Here is a 23898-nt window from a genome sequence, read left to right as displayed (position 1 = left end):
GGGCAATCGACGTGGGCATAGTGACGGTTGGCGGTTTCGTATTCGACGTGCGCCGTGTTGATCGTGATGCCGCGGGCCTTTTCTTCCGGAGCAGCGTCGATGTCGGCATAGTTCTTCGCGGTCGCCCCGCCGGTCTTGGCCAGCGTGATCGTGATCGCTGCCGTCAAAGTCGTCTTGCCATGGTCGACGTGACCGATGGTGCCGATGTTGCAGTGAGGCTTATTGCGGTTGAATTTTTCCTTGGCCATAGGTCTAAGGCTCCAATTTGCCCAGATGGGCTAAGGGTTGATACGTGCAAAATCATTTCCACGAACATGGAAATGAGTCATTATGGAGCGGGTAGTCGGAATCGAACCGGCATCCTCAGCTTGGAAGGCTGCTGCACTACCGTTGTGCTATACCCGCCGAAGAGCCGCCCCTTGGCCGGGCGCCGCTTCAAAATGTTTGATTTGGGGCTGTCGGATATGACTTGGAGTGATGGTGGGGGAAGCAGGACTCGAACCTGCGAAGCTTACGCAGGGGATTTACAGTCCCCCCCCTTTGCCGCTCGGGACATTCCCCCAAACACTCACAAAGTCATAAACCGGACGCCTTAAACCTGAACCTTCGAAAAAGCTCAAGTCCGTGGTTGAAAAAACTTTTGGCATCCGCGGGTTTATGCGTAAGAACACCCGTAATCATCCTAAAGTCCCCTCAAGGGCCTCAAATCGGAGCGCGTCTTATAGTGTCCTCTTTTCGTGAACGCAACGACCCCAAAGGCCATAAAGGCAAAAACCGTGTACAAAATTTCGGGAACAAGGTTACCGCTAAGCCGGAACGCCCCGCACACGGCAGCGAAAGGCCTCAAAAACCTGTTCATAATCAGCGTTCTAAGGGCAATGAAGACGGCTGGCTGTGGGGTGTCCACGCGGTCGAGGCGGCACTGAAAAATTCTTCGCGCGAGGGTCCGTTCCGGCTGTTTTTGAGCGAGGAACGGGCAAAATCGGCGCCGCAAGCCCTGCTGAAGCGCCAGGATATCCGTCTTCAGGTGCTGCCGATGGGCGATATCGCGCGCTTTTTACCGCAAGGCGCGGTCCATCAGGGCATGGCTTTGCAGGCGCCGGTGCTGGAAGGCGATTCGCTGGAAGCCATCATGCACGCCGGTGATGGCGTGGTTTTGATGCTGGATCAGGTCACCGATCCGCAGAATATCGGCGCCATCTTCCGCTCAGCCGCGGCGTTCGGCGTGATCGGCCTGGTCATGCAGGACCGTCACTCGCCGCCACTGCAGGGTGTCCTGGCCAAGACGGCCGCCGGCGCCGTCGACATCGTGCCGTTCTCACGCGTTACCAACCTGTCGCGCGCGCTCGAAACCTTGAATGAGAACGGCTATGTCAGCGTCGGCTTAGCTGGTGAGGCCGAGTTCAACCTGCATGAGCTTCTGGCACAACAAGGCTGGGGGACCAGTCTGAAAAAACTGGTTCTGGTTTTGGGGTCGGAAGGCGAAGGCCTACGCCGGCTGGTCGCCGAACACTGCGATCATCTGGCCAAGATCCCCATGCCGGGCGGATTCGAAAGCCTCAATGTCAGCCATGCGGCATCCATATCACTCTATGAGACATGTGCGCGCCGCTAACATGTAACGCATTGACTTAGGTGCCTCGTTCCTTAAGTTAACTCTTAACGCCCGGCCTGAGGAGATAGCGTGAGTTTTCATCTGTCCAGTCTGACCAGCCTGATCGATCCGGAAATCCTGATCCCGGCCCTGGCCTTCATTCAGGTCGTTTTTATCGACATCGTCATGGCCGGCGACAATGCCGTCGCCGTCGGTGTCGCGGCCGCCGGTTTGGCGCCGGACAAACGGCGGCTGGCCATCCTTTACGGCCTGATCGGCGCAGTGGCGCTGCGTGTCGGATTCGTCCTGATCACAGTCCAACTCCTGGAAATTACCGGGCTCCTGCTGGCAGGCGGCATATTGCTGCTGTGGGTGTGTTGGAAGATGTACCAGGAATTGCGCGCCCATCATGATCTGGTTCATGCGGCAGACGGTTCGGTCGTAGCCAAGGGTAAGCCCAAGACGCTGTTTTCCGCCGTGCTGCAAATCCTGGCCGCCGACATCTCGATGTCGCTGGACAATGTGCTGGCGGTCGCCGGCGCGGCCCAAAGCCATGTTTGGGTGCTGGCCTTCGGCCTGCTCTTCTCCATCGCCGCCATGGGCCTGGCCGCCAACCTTATCGCCAATCTCCTGCACAAATATCGTTGGATCGCCTATCTAGGCCTGGTGGTCGTTTTATTTGTCGCCTGCAAGATGATCTATGAAGGCGGGGTGGAAGTCTGGACCGACGGACATTGCGACACCACGTTCAAATGCGTGCCGGTCATGGCGGCGAATACCCGCGACTGGTGGGTCGACGCCTTCCATCAGGCGGTCGATTACGTTCATAAGCTGTTGCCTGCCAAGGCGTGATTGACGGTTGGACCGCTTTGGCTTTATGCTATGAAGTAACACCACATTGAGGAAATCCCATGTCCGATCTGCACGCCAAGCTGGCTCAATCCGGCGACCATCACCATAGCCACGGCATTGTCCATATGATGATCGAAGGCGCGCTGATCGGCGGCGTGACCGCCCTCCTCGCGCACCTGGTTTCCAACGGCATGAGCCATGTCGTCGACAAGTGGCAAGGCGGCGAACACCATGGCGTCAGCGGCGATGACCTTGCTGCCATCCTGGGGCCGGACAAGCTGGCGGCCATTGCGGAGAAGACGGGTCTGCCCGTGGATGACGCCGCCAAATACCTGGCACAGCAACTTCCAGGCGCCGCCAAGAAGCATTTCGGCGGTTAAAAGACCTCGGCTTGCACCGTCTTTGATTTCGGCGAGGGGCCGTATTTGTTTGGTCCCTTATCCCCGTCAAGACAACCACACTCGACGATGGTCCACAGGGCCAAAATAGAGACCGGCAACCGCAAAAGGTAGCCTAACGGCTGCGCGTATGACGAGCCACCCGCAAGCAAAAAGTGTGCAATCACGAGACAAATCAGATTGCCGAGTACCAGTGCGCCCGCGAGCCAACCCGACTTGGCTCGGTCATGCCAACGCTTGGCCGTTGCGCAAAAGCGCGGCCACTCCATGACCGTCAAATTCAACATATAGAGAACACCAAATGGTGAAAGAGGATGAATCCACACCTCCTTCATTTCGCCGACAAAGGTATCCGCGGTGCCCCAAATTTTGTGAGCGACGAACAAGACCGTTATTGAAGAAAACAGTATGCCAAGCGTCGACAGCCAATAATCTCGGCGGCGAATTCGCCCATGAGGGCTGAACAATATTTGGAAAGCAGTCATGTCAAAAGACTCGGTGGGTCGTGTCGATTCCCTTAGGCGAAGGACCGAATTTATTGGCGCCCTTCGTGCCGTCCAGCACGCAGGTTTCGGCAAAAGCCCACCACTGACCGATGATCGGGATCAGGTTGATGAAGATCATGGCGCCGGACTTGTTACGGTCGTGCCAGCGCTTGATCTGCAGGCATATCTGCGCCCAATAGATAAACGGCAGGAGAATGGTGAGAAGAATGCCGGCGGGGGACATGGCGTCGCCATCGGCTTTGCCGTTACGCGTCACGAAGGCGATAGCGAAGAGTATGATCACAACGACGAGGATGACGCCCAATGACCACAGCCAATAGTCGCGGCGACGAATGCGCCCCTTGGCGCTGAACAGCATTTGCAAGATGGTCATGATTACCCCCGAAACAGCGCCAGCATAGACGTTGTTTCGGGGCTGACAAGTCTCACGCAATGCGGTTGATGGCGCCATCCGCGGCCTTGGGTGAGCGGCCGAAGCGGTTCGGACCTTCGGTACCATCGAGGAAGCCGCCTTCGATCACCTGCCAGATCCAGCCGATGACCGGGATCAGGTTGATCAATACCCACCAACCAGATTTGTCACGGTCGTGCCAGCGTTTGACCGTGACGGCCAGCTTGGCCCAGATAGCGGCCAGGCCGATCACACTGGCGCCCAGGTTATGGCTGACGAGGCGGATACCGTAAAACGGACCGAAAGTGTCGTCGAGACCACGGACGCTATACATATGGTCTCTCAGGCCCCACAGCAGGGTGCCGTCGAGCAGGGTCAGAATGATGAAGAAGAGCCAGACGTCGCGGCGGCGCACGCGGCCTTCGAAGCTGAATAGAAATTGTACCAAGGACATGTTTGCCTCCCAGAACTCTCACCCTGGGCCAGTATACGCACAACCGGCCACGGAAAAACTGAATTCGCGGTAAGGTTTGCGGGTCCGGAAGCGTTCCGTATTCAGATAGAGTCGATCATAAAGGCCAGGGTTGGCACATCAGTTTTGAGCAGCCGAAACCAGAGCTGCCGGGTTTCCACTGTATTGGCGTGGTGTTCATCGGGCAGTTCGGGCACAAAGCGCTCGATGAACTTGCCGTCGGCGTCCAGCATATCACGATCGATCCGATAGAGTTTGACCCACGGATGTTTCATCAACCCCGCCTCCAGACGATCGTTGAAATAGACGGTTCGCCGATTGCGCGCCACACGGCCAAGGTCCGAATGCGCCTCGCTTGCTCTGAATTCGCCTTCTGAAACCTTGGTGTGAGCCGGCATGATCTTGAAGAAATTGGCGTCATCCAAGGGTGACGGCTGAGGCGCCAGAACGGTAATCGTACTGAAGCCGTCCCCTTCGGGACTGGCCTGAATTAGATCGCTGATGAACCTGTTATAGGCGTCAACGCGTTCATCGATCCAGGCGTCGACGTCGAAGAGGCCTTCGAGGGCGAGCTTGCGATAGAAACTGAAATCGACGTCGACGCTGCCGAACATCAAGAACAACGCCTTGATGACCGGCGCCCTGGCGTAGTGACGGATGACCTGTCCGTGAACCTTGTCCGGTTGCTCGTTGACCAACCCCTTGATCGAAGCACCCGAGAAGATGGCATGCGTAAAAGCCCCCGGCCGTTCTGTCCGCAACTGCCGCGCATGTGAGTCGCCGCAGAAGAGGTACAGTGACGGACGATCAGGCATCACTGCCGCCAAAGCGTTCGGTCCAGGCCGCAACCATGTCTTCGTCGATCTTCTTGAACAGCACCTCGCCCGACGACACGGTCTGGCCGGGCGCCACCTTTGACAACTCGGCCTTGGCGTCGCTGGACGGCCAGTCGAGCACCCCCGTCACGCCGACGCATTTGGCGATGTCAGCCGCGGCGAAGGGGATGATCGGCTGCGCAAGAGCCGCGTACAGCCGTACCAGGTTGAGGGCATGGCGAACAATGACGCCGGCGCGGGTGGCGTCGGTCTTGAGCGCGGTCCAGGGCGCTGCTTCCTGCAGGTATTCGTTGCCGAGCACCCACAGGCGCCGCACGGCCTGGGCGGCCTTGCGCATTTCCATAGTTTCGAAAGCTTCGGTGGCTTCGGCAATGCCCGCTGCCAGGTCGAGATAGAGTTTGTCTTCCAGCGGCCCCGCTTCGCCGCCATCCGGCACCACGCCGCCGAGTTTGCCTTCGGTGAACTTCAGGATGCGGTTGACGAAATTGCCGAGGACGTCGGCTAGATCCTTGTTGATCGTTGCCTGGAACTGCTCCCAGGTGAAGGAGCTGTCCGAGCTTTCCGGCGCATTGGCGATCAGGTACCAGCGCCAGTAGTCGGCGGGCAGGATTTCAAGGGCCTGGTCCATGAAGACGCCGCGGTTCATCGAGGTCGAGAACTTGCCGCCGTACCAATTGAGCCAGTTAAAGGCCTTCAGAGTGTCGACCATCTTCCACGGTTCGCCTGAGCCGAGGATGGTGGCGGGGAAGCTGACCGTGTGGAAGGCGACATTGTCCTTGCCCATGAATTCGACATAGCGGACGTCGGACGCACCCTGGTCGAGACGCCACCATTTTTGCCAGCCAGCGGGGTTACCCTGAGCCGTGAAATATTCCTTGGTGGCGCCGATATATTCGATCGGGGCATCGAACCAGACATAGAAGACCTTGTCTTCGAAGCCCGGGCGCGGCTTGCCGTCCTTGGTGACGGGGATACCCCATTTGAGGTCGCGGGTAATGCCGCGGTCGATCAGGCCTTCTTCGAGGTGTTTGTTGGCGATCGACAACGCCAGTTGCGGCCATTCGAACTTGCCGGCGATCCATTCACGCAGTTGCGGCTCGACCTTGGTTTGCAGCAGGTAGAGGTGGCGGGTATCGCGGACCTCGAGATTGCGCGAACCGGAGACGGCGCTATACGGGTTGATCAGGTCGGTCGGGTCGAGCAAGCGACCGCAATTGTCACATTGGTCGCCGCGGGCCTTGTCGTAACCGCAGTGGGGACAGGTGCCTTCGACATAGCGGTCGGGCAGGAAGCGGCCGTCGTCGATGGAGAAGACCATCTTGTCGACGCGTTCTTCGATCAAGCCGTTCTTGTCGAGGGCTTCGCAGAAGGCCTGGGTCAGTTGGTGGTTCTCGGGCGAGCTGGAACGGCCGAACCAGTTGTAGCTGAGGCCGAACTTTTCGCCGGCATCTTTTTGGATCTGGTGTTGTTCGTCGCAATAGGTGCGGACGTCCTGGCCGGCCTTGGCGGCGGCCAGTTCGGCGGGGGTGCCGTGTTCGTCGGTGGCGCAGATATAGAGGACGTCGTGGCCACGCGCACGTTGGAAGCGCGCATAGACATCGGCCGGCAGCATGGAGCCGGCGAGATTGCCGAGGTGCTTGATGCCGTTGATGTAGGGGAGCGCGGAGGTGATGAGGATGCGGGCCATGGATTCAATCTTTTTAAGGTCGGGGTCAAGGGGCCTGCGGCCCCTTGCCTTGACCTTTACAACGTTTGGGTCTTGCCGCGTCATAAACCAATTCGACGGCCGAAAACCAGTTCTCTATTTATATAAGGGCAAAAAAGTCGCCCTGCCCGTCTGGACAAGCTGGCCGGCCATGGGCATAAGAGCCCTCCGTTGTGTGCCGGCTTAGCTCAGATGGTAGAGCAGTTGTTTTGTAAACATCAGGTCACGAGTTCGATTCTTGTAGCCGGCACCATTTCCCCCTCCGCAAACGTCCGCTGACGGTTGAAAAATCCAATAAAATCTGATACATTACGGCATAAGATGTCCAAGGACGTCCCTGCCTGTCCGCTGCTATCCGCCGATTGTTGGGGTCTTTTTGGGGTCTTTTCCGAACCTTCAAAAAAAAGACCCCAACATGGCTCTGACAGACTCAGCAATTCGAAGCGCCAAAGCTACTTCTAAGCCCGTAAAGCTTTACGACGGTGGCGGCCTTTTCATGATTCTTTCGCCAGCAGGCGGCAAGCTCTGGCGGTTCAAGTACCGATTCGCCGGCGTCGATAAGACAATGGCGATAGGGAAGTATCCGACCGTGGGTCTGAAGGACGCACGTGTCAAACGCGACGACGCTCGCAAATTGCTTGCAGACGGCCTTGATCCAGGTTCCGACAAGCGGCGTAAGGCTGCTGCCGCGATTATTGCGGCGGGCAATACCTTTAAAGCCGTTGCGGACGAATTCATTGACAAGCTGGAGCGTGACGGACGAGCCCAGGCGACTATGGTAAAAACCAAGTGGCTTGCAGCCCAATTGGAAGCCGACTTAGGTACGCGTCCAATTGCGGAAATCGAACCTGTCGAAATCCTGGCTGTCCTCAAGCGAATAGAACGCCGAGGCAATCACGAAAGTGCAAAACGCGTCTGCGAATTTGCGAGCCGTGTTTTCAAGTACGCCATTATCACGAGCCGCGCCCGCAATAACCCGGCTGCTTACCTGGGCGGAGCGCTTGTCACGCCGAAGGTTAAGCACCACGCCGCCATTATCGAGCCCAAGGCGGTCGGTGACTTGCTTCGTGCAATCGACTCCATTGAAGGATTTGGTACGACAAAATTGGCTCTCCAAATCGCCCCTCACCTCTTTGTGCGTCCGGGTGAATTGCGCCATGCCGAATGGAAGGAATTCGATTTTGATGCCAAGATTTGGCGAATTCCTGCGCCGAAAATGAAGATGCGCGAAGAACATGTCGTTCCACTGTCGCGCCAAGTAATTGCACTACTCAGCGAGACACGGGAAATAAGCGGGCGATCCAAGTACGTCTTCCCTTCGGTTCGATCAAATCACGTTCCGATGTCTGAAAACACCATGAACGTCGTCCTGCGCCGGATTGGATATTCGTCAGATGAGATGTCCGCGCACGGATTTCGAAGCACAGCCAGCACCTTGCTAAACGAGTCCGGGAAGTGGTCGTCCGACGCTATCGAGCATGCCTTGGCGCATAAGGAGACGAATAAGGTCCGGGCCGCTTACCACCGAGGCAAACATTGGGATGAACGGGTCAAGATGGCCCAATGGTGGTCAGACCACCTAGACCAACTGCGCGCCGGCTGCCAGGTCCTGGAATTCAAGAGGCTTGGCGAATAGCTGATAGCGCTTTATTCGATCACCGTTGATTCCATTTTGGGAACATGTTAAAGGTTTAGCTATGAGGATAATCGCCCGTCGCACTTTGCGGACGTTCATCGACGAACTCGCGGGGCACAAGGATCAACCGGCCGTCAAGTCAGCGCTCGATGCTTGGTTCAACGAAGTCAGCAAGTCGAATTGGCTCAGTACTGCCGATGTCAAGCATCTCTACGCGACGGCCAGTATCGTGTCATCAGAGCGTATCGTCTTCAATATTAAAGGTAATTCCTATCGATTGGTAGTCGCTGTTGATTTCGAAAAATCCATTGTCTGGATCAAGTGGCTTGGCAGTCACAAGGACTATGATCAGATTGACGTGACCGAGGTGAAGTATGACAAGTGAATTGAGGCCTATTCGTAGCGAAACGGACTACGAGGCGGCTATGGCCGAGATCGAAGTGCTCTGGGGCGCTAAAATTGGGACGCCTGAAGGTGATCGTCTGGACGTGCTCGCCACACTTGTGGAGGTCTATGAAGCCAAACAATACCCGATGACCCCGCCGGATCCAATTGAGGCAATCCAATTCCGCATGGAACAAATGGGTATTACGCGCAACGACCTTATACCCTTGATAGGCAATCGGGGGCGGGTTTCAGAGGTCCTTAGCCGCAAACGGAGTCTGTCAATCGAAATGATACGACGACTGCATGACACGCTTGGCATTTCAGCCGACGTTTTGATCAAACCAACCGTAAACGGCCAAGCGGCTTAATTGCGGAATGAGTTGGTTGCGGAATTTGACCAAGCATCTGAAACAATGGTCCCACTCGCGCCTCTTCCGTTGCCCATTACTTGGACGATGTGCAAAGGCAGCCGGGAGCGGCCGCGTTTGGCTTTTGTGATTTGTCACCTTCATATAGAAATTCGCAGTGATAAAAGTCGCACAAGCTTGTAATTTGCAAGTCACCCAACCTGCCTTCCCAGGCTTGACCAAACAGGCCTCCAACGCCTTTCATCATAGGCAGGATTACTATGACTTGACACACAACTCAAAGGGGTTTCGACTGACCTAAAATTAAGCGGGGCGAATGGTGTCGAGCGAAGACTTGGTAATGGATAGGAAGAATCTCCTGATGCGACGCGCCGTAGTCGCGCCTGCATGGGAAGATGAAAAAGTCCTCACCTCCGATAAGTGGACTTATGTCGATCTTTGGTTGCGTCGCAACGGGTCGTCCAACGCCGTATTTTATTGGGAACAAGCCCGGGAATTTTATCGCGCATCCCTCGGCTTGCCGGTAACAGCGGCACCTTTGACCCTCTACTACTGCTTTCTCAATGCCACCAAGGCATTGCTAACCGCGAAGGGAGTTGCCTTCACGGATAAGCATGGGTTGACTGGCAACGGCCTTCCCGGGAAGGCGAGCCTATCGAAAGAGCAAATCATCCTTAAGGGAAGCGGAATATTGCCGGCCCTGATGGGATACTACCGCGAAGCACTCACGACCGACACATATACGTTGAAGGAGGTCTTCTCGAACTTGGCATTCATACACCGCGCCTATTGCCTGTCGTATCAAGAGTCGTATCTTTTCTTTTCACTTCAAAACTGCCGATATACGCGAAAAATCGGTTCTACCGAAGCCTGGTTCACGGGCTATCTCGAAGACAGGTTCGACGATCAACGTATTCTTGCCACCCTACCTGTTGGATTTGAGCGGGATATCGGCGTGATGGACGCCCTGGCGATCCGGAAAAAGCAGAGGTTTCAGTGGGCCCGGGGTAAAAGCGCTAGGGCGAGCAACCTAAGCAACCTTACAAACTATCACAGGCGATCGCGCCGCAATATTACCTATATTGCCGGGGTAGGGAGTTGGTACCTCAAAAGATTAAAAGCGGGTGCAACTGTAATCGATCGCCACGCCCCTACCCTCATCTTCGCCGCCATGCACAGATTGAGCGAATTATCCCGCTACGAACCTATCCGTCTTTCGAAACTTTTGGACACCCAGCGAAACTGGTTACTCGCTGAATTCATCAAGACTGCCCCGATACAATTTATCGATGAAATTGCATGCGAATTGACAGGTCAGGAAATCAGTGTGCCAGGGATTCATGCAAGTACCCACACCGCAGGTGCATGACAGTAAGGCGAATAGGGCCAGCGGCCCAAAAATCAAAAATTGGCCGCGTTGGCGTTTTGAAACAAAAAGCGCACCAATTCTTCCCGCAGGATGAGCCGACGGCCTCCCACCTTGATCGATTTAAGCGTGCCGTCAGCTATACGCTCATAGAGAAATGTCCTGCCAAGGCCTGACGCCTTTACCGCCTCATCGATGCGGTAGGYGATCTTGTTTATTTCCTCCTGCATAGTCAGCCTTCTGCTTTCTGAGTGACGCCCGCAGCGACATTCGGTGTTTGAACCGTCGGCGTCCCGCTAGCCACGGCCTGTCCCACCCTCGCAATAAAGCTCTCGAACCTTTCCCGGCCCTTGGCGCGAGCGGCATTGTCGGGGTCAGGCATGTGCGCCGTGAACAACAGGTAATAGCGGACGAAAACCGTCAGGGTCTCGACCAAGACTTTGATGTCGCGCTCCAGCCGTTCATGATGACGCGACAGCCGGTCCAGGCGGGTCTTCAACGCGTCGTCCTGGTCGGTGCCGCCCTTGTGGCGGAGATACTGCCGCAGGGCGTCGGCGACTATGGCCGACTTGGATGACCCTGGCACGGCTGACAGGGCGTCAAGCTGTGCCGTCAGTTCATCATCGAGGTAAAGGTGGTGCCGGGGCTTCATGGCGCTCCTTCTCCAAAAAGGAAAGCGCCATGATGCCCCATCGTGGCTATTCCTCTTATAACCCTTCCGCCGCACCCTGCCGCCCGGCACCTACCCGTTCGGGTAGGTGCGCACACTCATTCTACGCCGATGCCTCGGCCTCGCCCGATCGTCCAGTTGATACCACCTTCGCGCTGGATGCCGGATACCTGCTTGCCGACGTGGTTTTCCAAGACCGGGCGCCACGGCACCAGGGTGAAGTCCTTCGCCCGCTCAATCAGTGCGAACTTGCCGCTGCTGAGGTCCACAGCCTTGCGATAGATACCTTCGACCGCTTCGCCTTGGCGGCTCTCGGTGAAGTGCAGGCCAAGCTCCTTCGACAACTGCCCGGCGGCGACGCGCAGCTCGCGGCCCGTCAGGGTCTCCTTCATGCCAGGCGCATAGGCGGTGCTTCTACCCTCTCGCTGGCTGGCCAAGCCCTCATTGACCAGCCATTGCCGTCGCTGCTCCAGGGCATCGTGGACGGCCTTGCCGAAACCGGTTGGTGACACCGTCAGCGGGCTGCCGGAAGTCAGTTCCCGGTCCAGCCAAGTTATGGCCTGACGGGCGGTCTGCTGGTCCAGTGACAATGGCGACAGAGCCTCGACCTTGACCGGCGACGTGCGCACCTGCTGGCGTTCATAATCGAGGGCGGTCTTGAGGTAGTCGGGACCGATCCTGAACCGGCCGTCGGGTTGGCGCTCGACCGCGCCCGTCGCTTTGCGAATGGCTTCCAGACGACGGACATGAGTTTCAGCGAAACCTTGTGTCGCCGCGCGATCGTGCTTGAGGTGAGCATCAATGTCATAGAGGCCGCAATTGCCGGCTGCGACCTCGGCGATGGTCTGATCGGCCTCCCTGACCGCCGCAACCTTCAGGTCGATTCTGACGATAGAATTATCGCTGATCGGTGGCGTCCTGTCCCCCTGGCCAATATCGACGGCATGCACGCGTCCGTCCATGCCATCAACCAGCATGTAATGCCGGTCATTGAGCTCATCCGAGAGGCCGCGCCTGATCAGCCGCCCGACGATCGGCTGTGCCTGTTCCGCCTCAGATCGATTGGCCACGTCCTGCTCGTGAATGACGGCATCGCCCAAGGCGTGCTCCATGCCGCTTGCCCTCAACTCATGTGCCATCGTCTTGATGATGTCGCCGCGCTCGCCCAGGCGCCGCAAGGTGGGCTCCAGTTCCTCGGCCAAACGCCACCGCCCCTGCCCGGCGGTTTCGGCCAGACCCAAGTCCTCCAGCTTATTGAGCCGTCCCGCCAACAGCGACTGACGTAAGCTGTCGGAATCGACGGCTCGAACAAGACCATCTTCGCCCCTGTTCTGGAGCAATTGTTTGTCCAGATTGGTGAATCGATCCTGCGTCACCTCGGCCTTGAGCGAGGCGTCGATTTCCGAATCCAGTCTTGGCCCCAGGTCGAGGCTGACGATCTCGATGGCGCGCTCGCGGACGCCGGATGACATGTACTCGCGGGCAATGACCAGATCCTTGCCAAGCTCGTCCCTGCCTCTGATGATGATATGGCTGTGGGGATGGCCGGTGTTGTAGTGATCCACGGCCACCCAATCGAGCTTGGTGTCTAGGTCTTCCTCCATCTTCGCCATCAGCCGGCGCGTGACGGTCTTCAGGTCGCCGTACTGGTCGCCGTCCTCGGCGGAGACGATGAAACGGAACTGGTGCCGGTCGCCATCGGCGCGGCTCAAAAATTCCCGGCCGTCCGCCTCGTCGAGCTGGGCGTTGTAAAGTTCGCCCGGCAACCCTTCGCGGGTAACGCCGTCGCGCTGGATATAACGCAGATGCGCCACCGCCCCGGACAGGCCCTTGCCGGCCAGCTTGACGATATGCGCCTTAACCACGACGCGGCGCTGCCGGAAGCTGGCAATACCGGCACGCGACGACAGCACCCGGCCGACACCGGAGCCACGCCCGATGCGACTTCCATCAAAGCTTGAGGTCCGCTGCCTGCCACCTGTCTGAGCCGCTCCGCCGCGCGCCAGATTGGCGGCCTTCAGCACCCGGTTCAGGTACTGCCGCCCGTTCGCAACCTTGCTCCCGCGAGCGCGTGCCTTACCGAGTTTGGGGGTGAAATCGTCATTGAAAGTCATTGAAGTCGCTCCGCAGGAGCGCTATGGTTTCCCGAGCAAAATCAATGCTCTCGGGCCAGATGGACCACTATAGCGCCATGTAAAAACACAATGGCGCTACCTTCCCTCTCTAAAAGCGATGTGCAGACAAGGGGTTAGACAGAGACCGAAGGGAAATGGCGCCACTGCTTTTATCTTGCCTTCCTCTTCCTTCAAAGACGATCACGCTTAGATACGCCCTCATACGATCTCGCTACAGAAGGATAAGGACAGTGGCGGACAAATGAAGAAAAGCGTGAGGATGGCCGAAACAGCCGCTACCTTGTCAGCAAGACCGAGCCGCTGTCGCCCTGGCTGACGTGGATGCCGAAGCTCGATTGCAGCGAGGCCAGGAAGTCTTTCGGGTCGTGCGTGGTGAAACGACCGCCCAATCGAACAGACGCCAGTTCCGGATCAGCGATGAYGATCTTGTCTTTGAGATAGCGGTTATATTCCTCGACGGCGACACCCAGGGTCTGACCGTCGAACACCAGTGCGCCCTGCCGCCAACCCGACGTGAACTGGATATCGCTCGCGCTGACCGGACGAATATGTGTGTCTGCGGGGCCAGCCAAGGCAGCCTCTCCAGTCGCGACTTTCTCAGGTTTTCGGTCGGCTTTTGAGATGAGGCAGTCGCCTTTGAGCACAGTCAGGTCGAGGGTTTTGCCCCGCAAACGCGCGTTCAAATCACCTTGGGTCAGGCTCACAATTCCACTGCCGGCGTAGATGAAACATGGTAGTTTATCGGGCATAACGACCACACCGATCTCACCACGTTCCAGCCAAATGCTTCGCCCTTTTGTATCGAATTTCCATGACGCCTTGGAGTCGGTATTAAGGGTCATTTGGCTCCCGTCAGGCAGCGATATGGACTTGCGACCGCCTATGGATGTCGAAGCCTGGGCGCGGGAATTGGTCAGGGTCCAAAATGAAAGACTACCCGCCAGCCCGACAAAACCCGCCGCCCATACCAAAAACTGGCGACGATTTTGGCGGGGTGGTTGTGCAATATCCGGATCGTCCCCCAGGTCAATTCCCTTGAGGCTGTCGAGCGCATCGGCAGTGGCGGCTATGCGTGCGAAAGCCGCCGCATGGAGTGGATCGGCATTCCTCCAGGCTTCAAACTCGCGCTCATCCGCTGTCCCGGAATCGAGCCGGGCATGCCAAAGCGCGGCCTCGTCATTGACCGCCTGTCGTGATGAATTGTCGTTCGCGTTCACACCCAAAACTGTCCTGATCGCAGCCGAATCCTCCGGCCATTTCGGCGCCAAAATACGGGCAAATCCATGCGCCGTCTATTCACCAGGCACGGCTTCAACAGGGGCGGCTAGGCGCGTATAAACATGTTCGGGATCGGAGGCGCTGAGCTTGTCGGCGATGATTGTCATCCCCTTCGCCAGGTGTTTTTCGACCATGGACAGGCTGATACCCATCTCGTCGGCGATCTGCTTGGGTGGCATTTCTTTCAGGCGCCTGAGCTTAACGACTTGGCGGCATTGCGGCGGCAACTGCTCGATGGCTTCCAAAATGATCCGGCGCTTTTCCTTCGCTGACAATACGTCATGAGCGTTGGGACTCGGATCGATGCCGCCGACTTCGTCCATATTGGCGAAGGAGTCGAAGGGAACAATCCGGGCGCGCTGTAGAATACGGCCGGAGATACTGCGCACCGCCCGCATGGCATAGGCGCGAGGGTTTTCGATGCCGCGCCATTTGTCACCTGACATCAACTCGACATAGGTCTGCTGCACCACATCCTGTGCGGTTTCCACGTTCCCGGTCATCTTGCGCGCTACACCAAGCAAGGTGCGCTCATGCGGAAAAACCTGCGAGGAAAACCAGCGATCGACATCGCGGAGCCAGGACGGCTTCCCGTCCGGCTCCAGCGTCGGGCCACCAAAGCCCTGATAGAAATAGCGCTCCGCCACGTCCAGGGCATCGGCAGCCCAAAGCAACTGATCAAAGGCGATCCGAGCACGTCCGGCCTCGAAATCAGCCAGCTCTGGCGTGGTGACATTGAGTCTCCCGGCCAGCCAGTCCTCGGACATTTGCAGGAACAATCGACGGGCACGGAGCCGGGCGCCGACATGGCAATCGATAGCATTCAGTGGGATTTCTGCGTGACCGGAAGCGTCCATGTGACTCCCCGAGAAGCTCGAACCGCGGTGCGCCCCCGCATTAGAGCCTCCTCTGATCCTGGTGATCGGGGAGTTAGAAAACCGTCCGTAGTCGGTCCCTGTGACCTTTAGCCGGGGCCTGGACATACGTCACAGGCTCCCCGACCATATAGGTCAAAGGAGGTTGTGCCGGATCAGCCGACATCAACTGCTACGGAAGGGGTTTTCTAAGACCCCAGAACTGCGCGTACAGCTCCGACAGGAATCATAGGCCGAAACGGTAAAATCGGCTAGTTCAAATGTTCGCTAGTCCGAAGGCGATTGATAACGAGGCAAGACCAACGACGCGACGAGTGTGATGACCCGATGAACAACCTGAGCCGAAACTCAGGTAATGATCCGCGTATTGACCCAGCCCACGAACAATCACCGCTCGACTGAATAATCGTGGACGCCTAATCAGCGCAGGTCTGGTGATAGGTGATGGCCTGAGGCCGCTATGTTCGATTACGCAACCTGACGCTACTTCTGAGATTGTGAAGGTCGACCCTATTTGCCTGCAAGTAGCGGTGCAATTCATTGAAGATAGGCTGTTCGCCTTTCGGGTCTTCGATAGTGACGATTAATGAAAACGGTACCCCGGCTGCCGGAAATTCAGCCTCGGCCCTAACTAAACTTTCAACCCGAATCTGCCATTCCGTGCTTGTCCCAATGCCATCCCCAAAATCGCGCTCATAGCGCTTTGTAGGCCACCACTTGAGACCATGGGCGATCAGTGACTTTTCCTGCGGCGTCAAATTCGAGACTTTGGGCAGAAAGCCTTGTGATACCGCTTCATGCCAGCTCGGCAGTCCGTCTTTTCTATCGTTTGGCTGTCGTTGCACGAGTCGCGCATCCAGATTGACACGAACAAATTCAGTGCCAAACGCTTGATCGATTGGAGCATCATACGTGAGCGTCATTCTCACCTTACCACGGCAGGCGGATGTGACAGGATCGACTAACGACGCTGGCCACACCAACGGAAATTTCAAAATCGCGGGCTTCCGCTCACCAATTGTAAGCCGACTTTCGAATACCAGTGTAATGGCATGATCGCTCGTTTCTAGCATAGAGCGTGCATCCGTTGGTAGACCAAAGCCGACGAATTGGCGCCTAATGTCCCTTAATGCTCCATTTTTCAAACAGTCGGGTGTTGAGGCACCGTGTATTGCGAAAGCTTTGAGAGTGCGCGTTTCGAGTTGTTGGCTCGTGAGGACATCAAGCGCTGCAAGCGTCTTTGCAACCAGCGGCGCCGCAAAACTCGTACCTCGGGTTTCTGTTCGATAGCCATCTGTCGTGCAAGAAGCTAAGCCAGTCAGAGTTGGCTTGCTTTGGTCCCCTGCGCCGCCGTAGTGCGCAAGGTCCGGCTTTATTCCAACCCGTAACCCGGGCCCCCGTCTGGTATACGTAGCCGGAGCGCCGGATAGGTGCGAACTCGCTGGTGGATTAACTGCGCCCACTGCGACCGCCCTGACACTTTCACACGGCATCAGTATTGTTTCCGGTGCGGTCCTAGCTGCTAAAGCGGCTACAGCTTGTTTCGGGGTTTTAGGCCATTCAGCTCGCCATTCACCTGGTTGAAGATTTCCGGCGGAATTGATGATGATGACGCCATGCCTGTCCTGAATTTCGTCAAGACGGGCGGCATAGATACTGTAAATGTTTTGCTCAACTGGCGCCGTGATGTTTAGCGACATATTAAAAACACGTACTTGATGCTTATTCCTCGCTTCACCAATTGCTGCATCAAGCTCCTGCAAAAAGGATTCAAATCCGCGATGGTATGTGTCAGAAAATGATCCTCTCGGCATAAGGGGAATATCGACGATCTCACAGCCGTCCTCTTCGACACCTACTTCGGTCCCGTTTTCAGCTCTAGCCGCAACAAGAACGCCAGCGACGAGGGTTCCGTGAGTCGGGTCGAATTCACCTTCTCCTAAGAAATCATGGCGTTCTCGCACCCACGGCGCGAAGATGTCGGAGATGCCAGTATCGATCACGCCTACCTTGGGGTATATGGCGCCAGAGACCCTTACAGGCATCTGAAAGGCGGCGACGCGGCTCTCACCTGAGCTGTCAGATGGCTCTATTGTTATCGGAAAGCGAATGCGGCGAACCAAAGGATGGTGCGCCAGGGTGGAGAGAACTTTTTCGTGCCGAGAAATTTGCGGGTCAGTGTGCGCCGTCGCGGTTGTGAGAGCTAAGTCCTCCTTTACGGTTCTGCGGTCTTCTAGCACGGCCTGTTTATGCGCGGTCGTAACCAGCAATTCGACGGCCGGGCCGGTACCAGGGCTTGGCACGAGCGCAGCATAGATTCCGTCTCCCAGTCCCGCAATATCAGCTTGTAAGGTCTCAAATGATTGGCGGAGTCCTAAGACATCATCCCCAAAGGAAATAATCGGTCCTTGCTCAAATAGTTCTATAACGTAGCCGCTTGCCGCATGTGGACTAAGCATGGCGTTCAGGGCATCGGCGGCGGAAAAATTACGTTTAGCGTTCGGGTCTGCAATCTCAACCTCACCTATCGCACCCAATTCGCACCTGCCGCGGGTCACGTAATGATATGGCTGGCCTGACTGCTTTGAGATCCGAGCCTGAGCAAGATCCTCAGTGTCCGAAAATCTCGCTTTTAGGCGCCACATGTGTACCAAGGGCACTCTGAAAAATAATTCGCCAGGCGCGCCGGCCCCAACACAAGGAAACTGGTCAGGCAAGAACAAGCATTTGCTTGGCCTGTAGGATTTGGCTATCGCTTCTGGGCGCATCCGGACACGAACATAGGCCACTGGTCCAAAGCGCCATGTGCTCAATTTTGCCTCGATCGAGTTCAGTCTTTCTAACATCGCTGTTCTGTGTGCGACGAAACCACGATCATTGTTCTCAAAAAAGTCCTTGTCAGGCCCCGCCCGAACTGGATCAGGCGCTTTTAGAAAAGCATCGTCGTTCAGGACAATTTGAACCGGATTGTTAGGCATTCGATTTTTCACCTTCTATACCGTCGCCGCGCCAGTCGGATGCCCATCTGGAAACGTTACTCTGGCTACACTCAAGCATTTGCGCCAAACTCTCTTGCTTGATTCCAAGCCCTGCATGAGTAATCGCCCCGACGAACTTGGATTTGTCCGCGAGAAAAAGACGCGCCGGCGCCATATCTGGCCCTTCGATGCCCAACCGCGGGAGGACGGCTCTAGCTGAGCTAAGGACACTTGCCGGGCTTGTAGACTCATCGGCCATTGCCAGATTACGTCGAATAGCATCCGCGAATGTCTTGAGATCTGCTCCAGACCGAGTACCAATAATGAAACTCAAGGTTTTGTATAGATCATCACTCAACTGAAGTGGAGTTAAAAATGCACGAAGCATATCTAGGCGCACATGGGGGTCCGGAAGGCCGATGCGAATATGGTTTTGAAAGCGCCGCCAGACGGCTGTATCCAATAGGCCCTCATGATTTGTGATCGCGATCGTTAGGCCCCGATCTGCTCGCGAGTCGAGATTTTGCAGCAAGGTATTCACAACGCGTTTTAGCTCGCCTAACTCGTGTGGATCATCACGCATCTTAGCGAGTGCGTCGAACTCGTCGAGTACGAGCACACAACGGTACCGATTAGCAAAATCGAATAGATTTGCGATGTTCCGAGCTGTAGTACCTAGGAAAGAGCTGACTAACCCGTCGATCCGCGCGTTTACGACAGGCATACCCAACCGAGCGGCTAGCTTCTGGGCAGTCAAAGTCTTGCCCGTGCCGGGAGGGCCATACAAAAGGCACGACAGCGAAGGCTCGACCCCCATTTGGCGCAATCTGCCTGGATTTTCCCATTCCCCAACAAGAGCGTTAAGTGCAAGCTTCAAGGTTTCATCATAGATCGGCTCGTGGCGTCCACGCCCCGGAGTTAAATTGATCTCGGCAAGAGGAACGCTCGATTCTCTGTCAGCCGGCGCAAAAACATTAGCGGTAAGCTCGTCTCCGACAACGAGCGCTCTCGACACTTCAACTGTGCTTGGTGCCATAGAAACCTCGCTGGCGACGCTTTCTAGAAGCCTTTCGAGAGCTGTGGCCTCTTTTGCTTCGCCTGCTTTAACCAAGCGATCTCTCAGCCGTTCGACCTGCTTTCGAAACTGCGAGTCTGCCTGTTCTAAACCCAGGCGGCACAAGGTTTGTATGACGGAAAAGTGCTCCATAGAATTTTACCTCAGCTGCCAATATTCATCCATATGGCCATAATATGCATTTTCCACTTGAATTATGCAAGAAATATGTTCTGATATGCACACCAAGATCGCAATGCTAACTCTCGATCAGATTCACAGGGCTGCGATCGCGATTTTTTTTATAGATGACAGGAGGCCGTTATGAGCGGGAAAGATGACACCCACCCCGAGCCTGGGGACGATAAAGCGAATGGTCACGCAAAGACCTACACATTCTTTGTCGGCAACAATAAGTATGAGACAGATCAGAAAGCGCTGACGGGGTTGCAAATTAAGGCCCGTGTTGCCGACTGGGATCAGGACACTGACCTTCTTCTCGAGGGACATGGGCATGACCCAGACAAAATTATCGGGGATAACGAATTGGTGGACCTCGACACGGGTCACGGGCCACTGCGCTTTTCGTCCGCGCCGAAAGCGAATTTCGGTTAACGGGCATGATAAACGGCCAGATTCAACATCTCCGAGATCGCTTTGGCGCGGTTGACGTCCGGTCGTTGCCAAGTGGCACGTCCCTCATTACGGTTGCTTCCGTTCCGCTACCTGCTGGATGGAACCGACCTGCGACATCAATAAGATTCCTAGTGCCAGTAGGCTACCCATACGCTGCGCTCGACTGCTTCTGGGGGATCATGGGCTTCGCCTTACAGGCGAAGGATTGCCGCAGAACACAGGACCAGACAACCCGATTCCTGAAGTGCAGGAGCCAGGACTTTGGTTCTCTTGGCATCTAAATCAGCCTTGGAATGCGAACCGCGATACGCTGTCCAGCTGGATGAATATTGTATTGGACAGACTTCGGAGGGCAGTATGAGTAGCGTTCGGTTTGCATTTCCGGAATTTCATGATCTATCTGCTCGGCTTTTATTAGATCCGTCGCGTGAAAGCTGCGCTGTTGGGTTTGCTAGATTTAGCTCCGTCGGCGAGTGCTGGGTCGTTACGGACGTCGAAACTGCCCCAGAGCGAGCCTATGAGCGTCGGGATCATATCTCTGCCGTATTGACCTCCACCTATCTCGTCGAGATTGCCAATCGGGCACGCAAAGACGACCTTAGCGTCATTCTAATTCATACCCATCCGCACGCGAAAGGTGTGCCGGAGTTTTCTTGCGTAGATGACGACGGCGAAATCAGTCTGCTAGACTTTTTCTCGCGCCGCGCACCAGCTGGAAATCATTTGGCAATGGTGATCGGACCTGAAGGCGTGACATCGCGGCGTCTCGGAACCCACGAAGAAATATTGGTTTGGGAAATCGGCGAAAATCTCGAAAAACTCTCGCGCACCGCCGGCCTTGCAAACGAGACTAATCGCCACGATCGGCAAGTTCGGGCGTTCGGCGCGCCCGGTCAAGAAATAATGCGGTCTTTGCGCGTGGGAATCGTAGGTGCGGGGGGAACGGGGTCGGCTGTACTTCAGCAGCTTGCTTATCTCGGTGTGTCCGATTTCACATTGATTGAGCCGGACACCGTAGAGGAAACCAATCTGAATCGATTAATCGGCGCATCGCCGGCAGATTTGGGTGTCAACAAGCTAACCGTTGCCAAACGTGAAATTCAGCGCATCAATCCGGTTGCTAAAGTTGAGAGCCATGTTAGAGACGTAGTGGATATAGATGTTTCATCAAAACTAACGGCACTCGACTTTATATTTATATGTACTGACTCCCATGCGAGCCGAGCTATCGTGGGCCAGTTAGCCTACCAATATCTAATTCCTACCATTGACATGGGCGTCAGCGTCACAGTCAAAAATGGGGGAGTGACTAATATTACAGGGCGGGTCCAAATGCTTGCCCCAGGATTACCATGTCTGCTGTGCACAGGCGCCCTTAATAGTGAACAAATAAGAAGAGAGCTTTTAACCTCAGAACAAAAAGCCGCTGACCCGTATATCATTGGCGTGCACGAACCTCAGCCTGCTGTTGTCTCTATAAATACCACGTTATCTTCACTAGCTGTAACTATGTTCCTTGGTGCCGTTACCCCTATTCGTGCTAGCGCTCGTTTTCAAATGTATGACGGGGTACGTGGCACAGTGCGCTTGACGACCGCAACGCGTGATCCGAATTGCATCGTCTGTTCTAAGAGCGGAGCGCTATGTCAAGGCAGCGCTTGGCCATTGCCTGGACGCCAGGTGAGACAGAAATGAGCGAATACCGGTCCAGTGTAGCATGGTTTGGAACCGATCCAACGGAGTCGGAGTCGCGAGAATTCGAAAACCGTCAACTTCAACTCATTAAGATGAACTCCTCTTGTTTGGCCGATACGTTAATGCGTTACAGAGGAGCCGTTTTTTCGGTTACGTCCAACAATGTAAAAAGCATCTCAATGGAAATTTGGAGACTAGGTAAGGACCTATTCGACGCTGGTTTGCGTGTCGATATAATTGCTCGTGATGATGCAACACTAGGCCTAATTCAAAACGAGTTGAAGAAGTACGGGCTATTCACACGTATGAATCCGATTACGGCACCCGCTCACCACGTTGTTCCAGAGCGCATAGCGCTATAATGTGGGAAAAGCAGCTGCAAGTGATTTAGAAATCAAATTTGGAAATAATCGGAGCCCACTTGAAAAAAGTGACATCCTGCTGCTTCGGCGAGCTTTCGCCGATTGCTCCGAAATAGTTTTAATGGAACTTACGGGCGGCCGATCGGACGCGCGTGTATTCGCGGTTCACATGACCAAGGCGGGTTCACGCGCTGGAATCTGGCCGCAACCTCGTTTCGCGAAAATCGACCGTCATGACAAAATAGATCGCGAATATAAGAATTATTGCGTCTTCGCGCTGGGTTATATTCCGTTTGGCCTGAGACCCAATGTGCTCGATTTGGTTGAAGGCGCAGAACGCAGTCTCCTTATGGGCGATTTCGTTGACCGAGCGGAGCCACTATGGGACCTTGTTAGGCGCAATGTGGCCAGCCAAGCAATATCATCGCTGTTCGAGGAAACCTTGGCTCGTTGGCGGGATCAAGCCTATAGCGCCCCTCCTACCACGGGTTCCGTTGCCGCGCAGCTTATGAAAATAGGGATAATTGATCCTGCAAAAATCAAAGTAAACTATGCAGCCCATGCTAGGGGAAATGAGATTGAAATATCCCCTAACGGCCTCTGGGAGAAGCTCGTTTCACTTGACACCCAGCGCTACCGGGGCGCTCCCATCCATGGGGACTTACATGGCGAAAATGTGCGTGTCCGCAATGGCCAAGCCATCATCATTGATCTCGCATCGGTCGCAGAGGATGGCCCACTCACTACGGACTTAGCCGCGCTTGAAACCGCGTTAGCGTTTGAGTTTCCGCCTGAAGAAAAAGAGCGAGCCGAGGAGTTTCGCAATGAGGTTTGGGAAAATGAAATAGACCGGCTTTATATGTCCGAGACCTTCCTACATCCTCCCGCCCCTTGTGCCGCAACTTCAAAATACTATTGGATGGCGGCGGCGGTCAGACAAATTCGCCATATGGGTATTGCGGTTCAGTCCTGTAGCGACGAATATCAAACAGCTGTGGCTGTTCAGTTGCTAAGACGATGCCAATGGGATGGCAGCGGTCAGGCCGATAGTTTCCGCCGTGGCCATGGTTACGTGGTCGCTTGTCGATTAGTACAAAATTTGATGGATCGGAAAAGTAATGAGCGAACCCGCAAGAAAGGTCCAAATGTGCGGAGAGGCCGAATACCGTGACCAGGGCGAAGCCCTTATTAATGCCCCCGGGGATGCCGCTCTCATACGTCGCGGTCCATTGCGGTCTTTCCTTATCCGTTGCCCCGATGGATGTGGCGAAACATTGGTCGTAAACCTCGACGCAAGGGCGGGCAAAGCGTGGCGCTTTCACAATCGTGGAAACGTGCCGACACTTTATCCTTCGGTCTGGCGCGAGGGAGGTTGTGGAAGCCATTTCATTGTCTGGCAGGGTCGGATAATCTGGTGCGGATCATACGAACGGGGTAATATTGAGCCTGAATACGATGAGGCGTTAGAGACACGACTTTATGCGATCACGTCTTTTACTTTACAACGAGACGAGGACTTGGCGAATCAACTTGATGAAATCACATGGGATGTGTCGCGATCTGCACGTCGGCTAGTTCTGAAAGGTTTGCTTGAGAACGGGGGACAAGGAAAGCTGAATTGGTTCCGTAGACGAGTGTAAATGGATGTATTGCTGAAGGTATGCAGATTTTCCATGCCTTATTTGTGTTCCAGCCCGGAAACTC

Annotated in this window: 24 protein-coding genes and 3 tRNA genes; 12 read left to right on the top strand and 15 right to left on the bottom strand. The window is 55.6% G+C overall.

What is annotated here, in order from left to right; translation table 11 throughout:
• The 3 genes from AC1DX3_RS17210 to AC1DX3_RS17200 form a co-directional block, all read right to left on the bottom strand.
• Positions 1 to 248: GTP-binding protein (locus AC1DX3_RS17210; RefSeq protein ID WP_476990548.1), on the bottom strand; the 248-nt coding region annotated here is incomplete at its 3' end.
• A gap of 83 nt (positions 249 to 331) precedes the next feature.
• Positions 332 to 405: transfer RNA gene (locus tag AC1DX3_RS17205), tRNA-Gly, on the bottom strand.
• Between the two features lie 73 nt (positions 406 to 478).
• Positions 479 to 562, bottom strand: a tRNA-Tyr gene (locus AC1DX3_RS17200).
• 162 nt (positions 563 to 724) lie between these two features.
• On the opposite strand from AC1DX3_RS17200, the gene rlmB reads away from it, so the two are divergent.
• The 3 genes from rlmB (at position 725) to AC1DX3_RS17185 (ending at position 2826) form a co-directional block, all read left to right on the top strand.
• Complete coding sequence (gene rlmB / locus AC1DX3_RS17195; protein WP_476990547.1) at positions 725 to 1615, top strand: 23S rRNA (guanosine(2251)-2'-O)-methyltransferase RlmB; 891 nt, start codon at positions 725 to 727, stop codon at positions 1613 to 1615.
• Between the two features lie 69 nt (positions 1616 to 1684).
• Positions 1685 to 2446, top strand: coding sequence for a YjbE family putative metal transport protein (locus AC1DX3_RS17190; protein WP_476990546.1), 762 nt, complete (start codon positions 1685 to 1687; stop codon positions 2444 to 2446).
• A 59-nt stretch (positions 2447 to 2505) separates the two neighbouring features.
• On the top strand, positions 2506 to 2826 hold the full coding sequence (locus tag AC1DX3_RS17185) for a YidB family protein (RefSeq protein WP_476990545.1): 321 nt from the start codon (positions 2506 to 2508) through the stop codon (positions 2824 to 2826).
• Here the strand turns inward: AC1DX3_RS17185 and AC1DX3_RS17180 are convergent.
• The 5 genes from AC1DX3_RS17180 to metG all read right to left on the bottom strand — a co-directional run bounded on the left by AC1DX3_RS17180 (position 2823) and on the right by metG (position 6736).
• Entirely contained in the window at positions 2823 to 3329 is a 507-nt protein-coding gene (locus AC1DX3_RS17180) for a DUF805 domain-containing protein (RefSeq protein WP_476990544.1), read from the bottom strand. The genes AC1DX3_RS17185 and AC1DX3_RS17180 overlap by 4 nt on opposite strands.
• Before the next feature lies 1 nt (position 3330).
• Positions 3331 to 3723 (bottom strand): DUF805 domain-containing protein, encoded by a 393-nt coding sequence (locus AC1DX3_RS17175; protein ID WP_476990543.1) that lies wholly within the window; start codon positions 3721 to 3723, stop codon positions 3331 to 3333.
• Between the two features lie 52 nt (positions 3724 to 3775).
• A complete protein-coding gene (locus AC1DX3_RS17170; RefSeq protein WP_476990542.1) occupies positions 3776 to 4195 on the bottom strand; it encodes a DUF805 domain-containing protein in 420 nt (139 codons plus the stop codon).
• A gap of 101 nt (positions 4196 to 4296) precedes the next feature.
• A complete protein-coding gene (locus tag AC1DX3_RS17165) occupies positions 4297 to 5040 on the bottom strand; it encodes a hypothetical protein (protein WP_476990541.1) in 744 nt (247 codons plus the stop codon).
• Positions 5021 to 6736 (bottom strand): methionine--tRNA ligase, encoded by a 1716-nt coding sequence (gene metG / locus AC1DX3_RS17160; RefSeq protein ID WP_476990540.1) that lies wholly within the window; start codon positions 6734 to 6736, stop codon positions 5021 to 5023. Before metG ends, AC1DX3_RS17165 begins: the two co-directional genes overlap by 20 nt.
• Before the next feature lie 195 nt (positions 6737 to 6931).
• On the opposite strand from metG, the gene AC1DX3_RS17155 reads away from it, so the two are divergent.
• From AC1DX3_RS17155 to AC1DX3_RS17135, 5 genes are all read left to right on the top strand, one after another.
• Positions 6932 to 7007: transfer RNA gene (locus AC1DX3_RS17155), tRNA-Thr, on the top strand.
• A gap of 162 nt (positions 7008 to 7169) precedes the next feature.
• Positions 7170 to 8390, top strand: coding sequence for a tyrosine-type recombinase/integrase (locus AC1DX3_RS17150; protein ID WP_476990539.1), 1221 nt, complete (start codon positions 7170 to 7172; stop codon positions 8388 to 8390).
• Positions 8391 to 8451: 61 nt separating this feature from the next.
• Positions 8452 to 8775, top strand: a complete 324-nt coding sequence (locus AC1DX3_RS17145; protein WP_476990538.1) for a type II toxin-antitoxin system HigB family toxin — start codon at positions 8452 to 8454, stop codon at positions 8773 to 8775.
• A gap of 40 nt (positions 8776 to 8815) precedes the next feature.
• Positions 8816 to 9145, top strand: a complete 330-nt coding sequence (locus tag AC1DX3_RS17140) for a helix-turn-helix domain-containing protein (protein ID WP_476990537.1) — start codon at positions 8816 to 8818, stop codon at positions 9143 to 9145.
• A gap of 340 nt (positions 9146 to 9485) precedes the next feature.
• A complete protein-coding gene (locus AC1DX3_RS17135; RefSeq protein ID WP_476990536.1) occupies positions 9486 to 10514 on the top strand; it encodes a YaaC family protein in 1029 nt (342 codons plus the stop codon).
• A gap of 32 nt (positions 10515 to 10546) precedes the next feature.
• On the opposite strand, the gene AC1DX3_RS17130 is transcribed toward AC1DX3_RS17135, so the two are convergent.
• The 7 genes from AC1DX3_RS17130 to AC1DX3_RS17100 form a co-directional block, all read right to left on the bottom strand.
• A complete protein-coding gene (locus AC1DX3_RS17130) occupies positions 10547 to 10741 on the bottom strand; it encodes a helix-turn-helix domain-containing protein (protein WP_476990535.1) in 195 nt (64 codons plus the stop codon).
• A gap of 2 nt (positions 10742 to 10743) precedes the next feature.
• Positions 10744 to 11163, bottom strand: a complete 420-nt coding sequence (locus tag AC1DX3_RS17125; RefSeq protein WP_476990534.1) for a ribbon-helix-helix domain-containing protein — start codon at positions 11161 to 11163, stop codon at positions 10744 to 10746.
• A 116-nt stretch (positions 11164 to 11279) separates the two neighbouring features.
• On the bottom strand, positions 11280 to 13295 hold the full coding sequence (gene rlxS / locus AC1DX3_RS17120) for a relaxase/mobilization nuclease RlxS (RefSeq protein ID WP_476990533.1): 2016 nt from the start codon (positions 13293 to 13295) through the stop codon (positions 11280 to 11282).
• 296 nt (positions 13296 to 13591) lie between these two features.
• Positions 13592 to 14533 (bottom strand): FecR family protein, encoded by a 942-nt coding sequence (locus tag AC1DX3_RS17115; RefSeq protein ID WP_476990532.1) that lies wholly within the window; start codon positions 14531 to 14533, stop codon positions 13592 to 13594.
• Positions 14534 to 14608: 75 nt separating this feature from the next.
• Positions 14609 to 15451, bottom strand: a complete 843-nt coding sequence (locus AC1DX3_RS17110; RefSeq protein WP_476990531.1) for a sigma-70 family RNA polymerase sigma factor — start codon at positions 15449 to 15451, stop codon at positions 14609 to 14611.
• Positions 15452 to 15927: 476 nt separating this feature from the next.
• A complete protein-coding gene (locus tag AC1DX3_RS17105) occupies positions 15928 to 18447 on the bottom strand; it encodes a S8 family peptidase (RefSeq protein WP_476990530.1) in 2520 nt (839 codons plus the stop codon).
• A complete protein-coding gene (locus AC1DX3_RS17100) occupies positions 18440 to 19654 on the bottom strand; it encodes an AAA family ATPase (protein ID WP_476990529.1) in 1215 nt (404 codons plus the stop codon). Before AC1DX3_RS17100 ends, AC1DX3_RS17105 begins: the two co-directional genes overlap by 8 nt.
• Positions 19655 to 19825: 171 nt before the next feature.
• On the opposite strand from AC1DX3_RS17100, the gene AC1DX3_RS17095 reads away from it, so the two are divergent.
• The 4 genes from AC1DX3_RS17095 to AC1DX3_RS17080 all read left to right on the top strand — a co-directional run bounded on the left by AC1DX3_RS17095 (position 19826) and on the right by AC1DX3_RS17080 (position 23834).
• Positions 19826 to 20116: a hypothetical protein gene (locus AC1DX3_RS17095; protein ID WP_476990528.1), complete on the top strand. Its 291-nt coding sequence runs from the start codon at positions 19826 to 19828 to the stop codon at positions 20114 to 20116.
• A 378-nt stretch (positions 20117 to 20494) separates the two neighbouring features.
• On the top strand, positions 20495 to 21832 hold the full coding sequence (locus AC1DX3_RS17090; protein ID WP_476990527.1) for a HesA/MoeB/ThiF family protein: 1338 nt from the start codon (positions 20495 to 20497) through the stop codon (positions 21830 to 21832).
• Between the two features lie 363 nt (positions 21833 to 22195).
• The gene (locus AC1DX3_RS17085; RefSeq protein WP_476990526.1) at positions 22196 to 23365 is read left to right on the top strand and encodes a hypothetical protein; all 1170 of its coding nucleotides are present in this window, start codon (positions 22196 to 22198) and stop codon (positions 23363 to 23365) included.
• The gene (locus AC1DX3_RS17080; protein ID WP_476990525.1) at positions 23313 to 23834 is read left to right on the top strand and encodes a ubiquitination-like system serine protease family protein; all 522 of its coding nucleotides are present in this window, start codon (positions 23313 to 23315) and stop codon (positions 23832 to 23834) included. The genes AC1DX3_RS17085 and AC1DX3_RS17080 overlap by 53 nt, the downstream gene beginning before the upstream one ends.
• The last annotated feature ends 64 nt before the right edge of the window (positions 23835 to 23898 follow it).

The organism is Asticcacaulis sp. P2_B1 (genome assembly GCF_056404915.1).
Note: the sequence above shows the minus strand (reverse complement) of the source record. Positions and strands in the feature narration are given on the sequence as shown.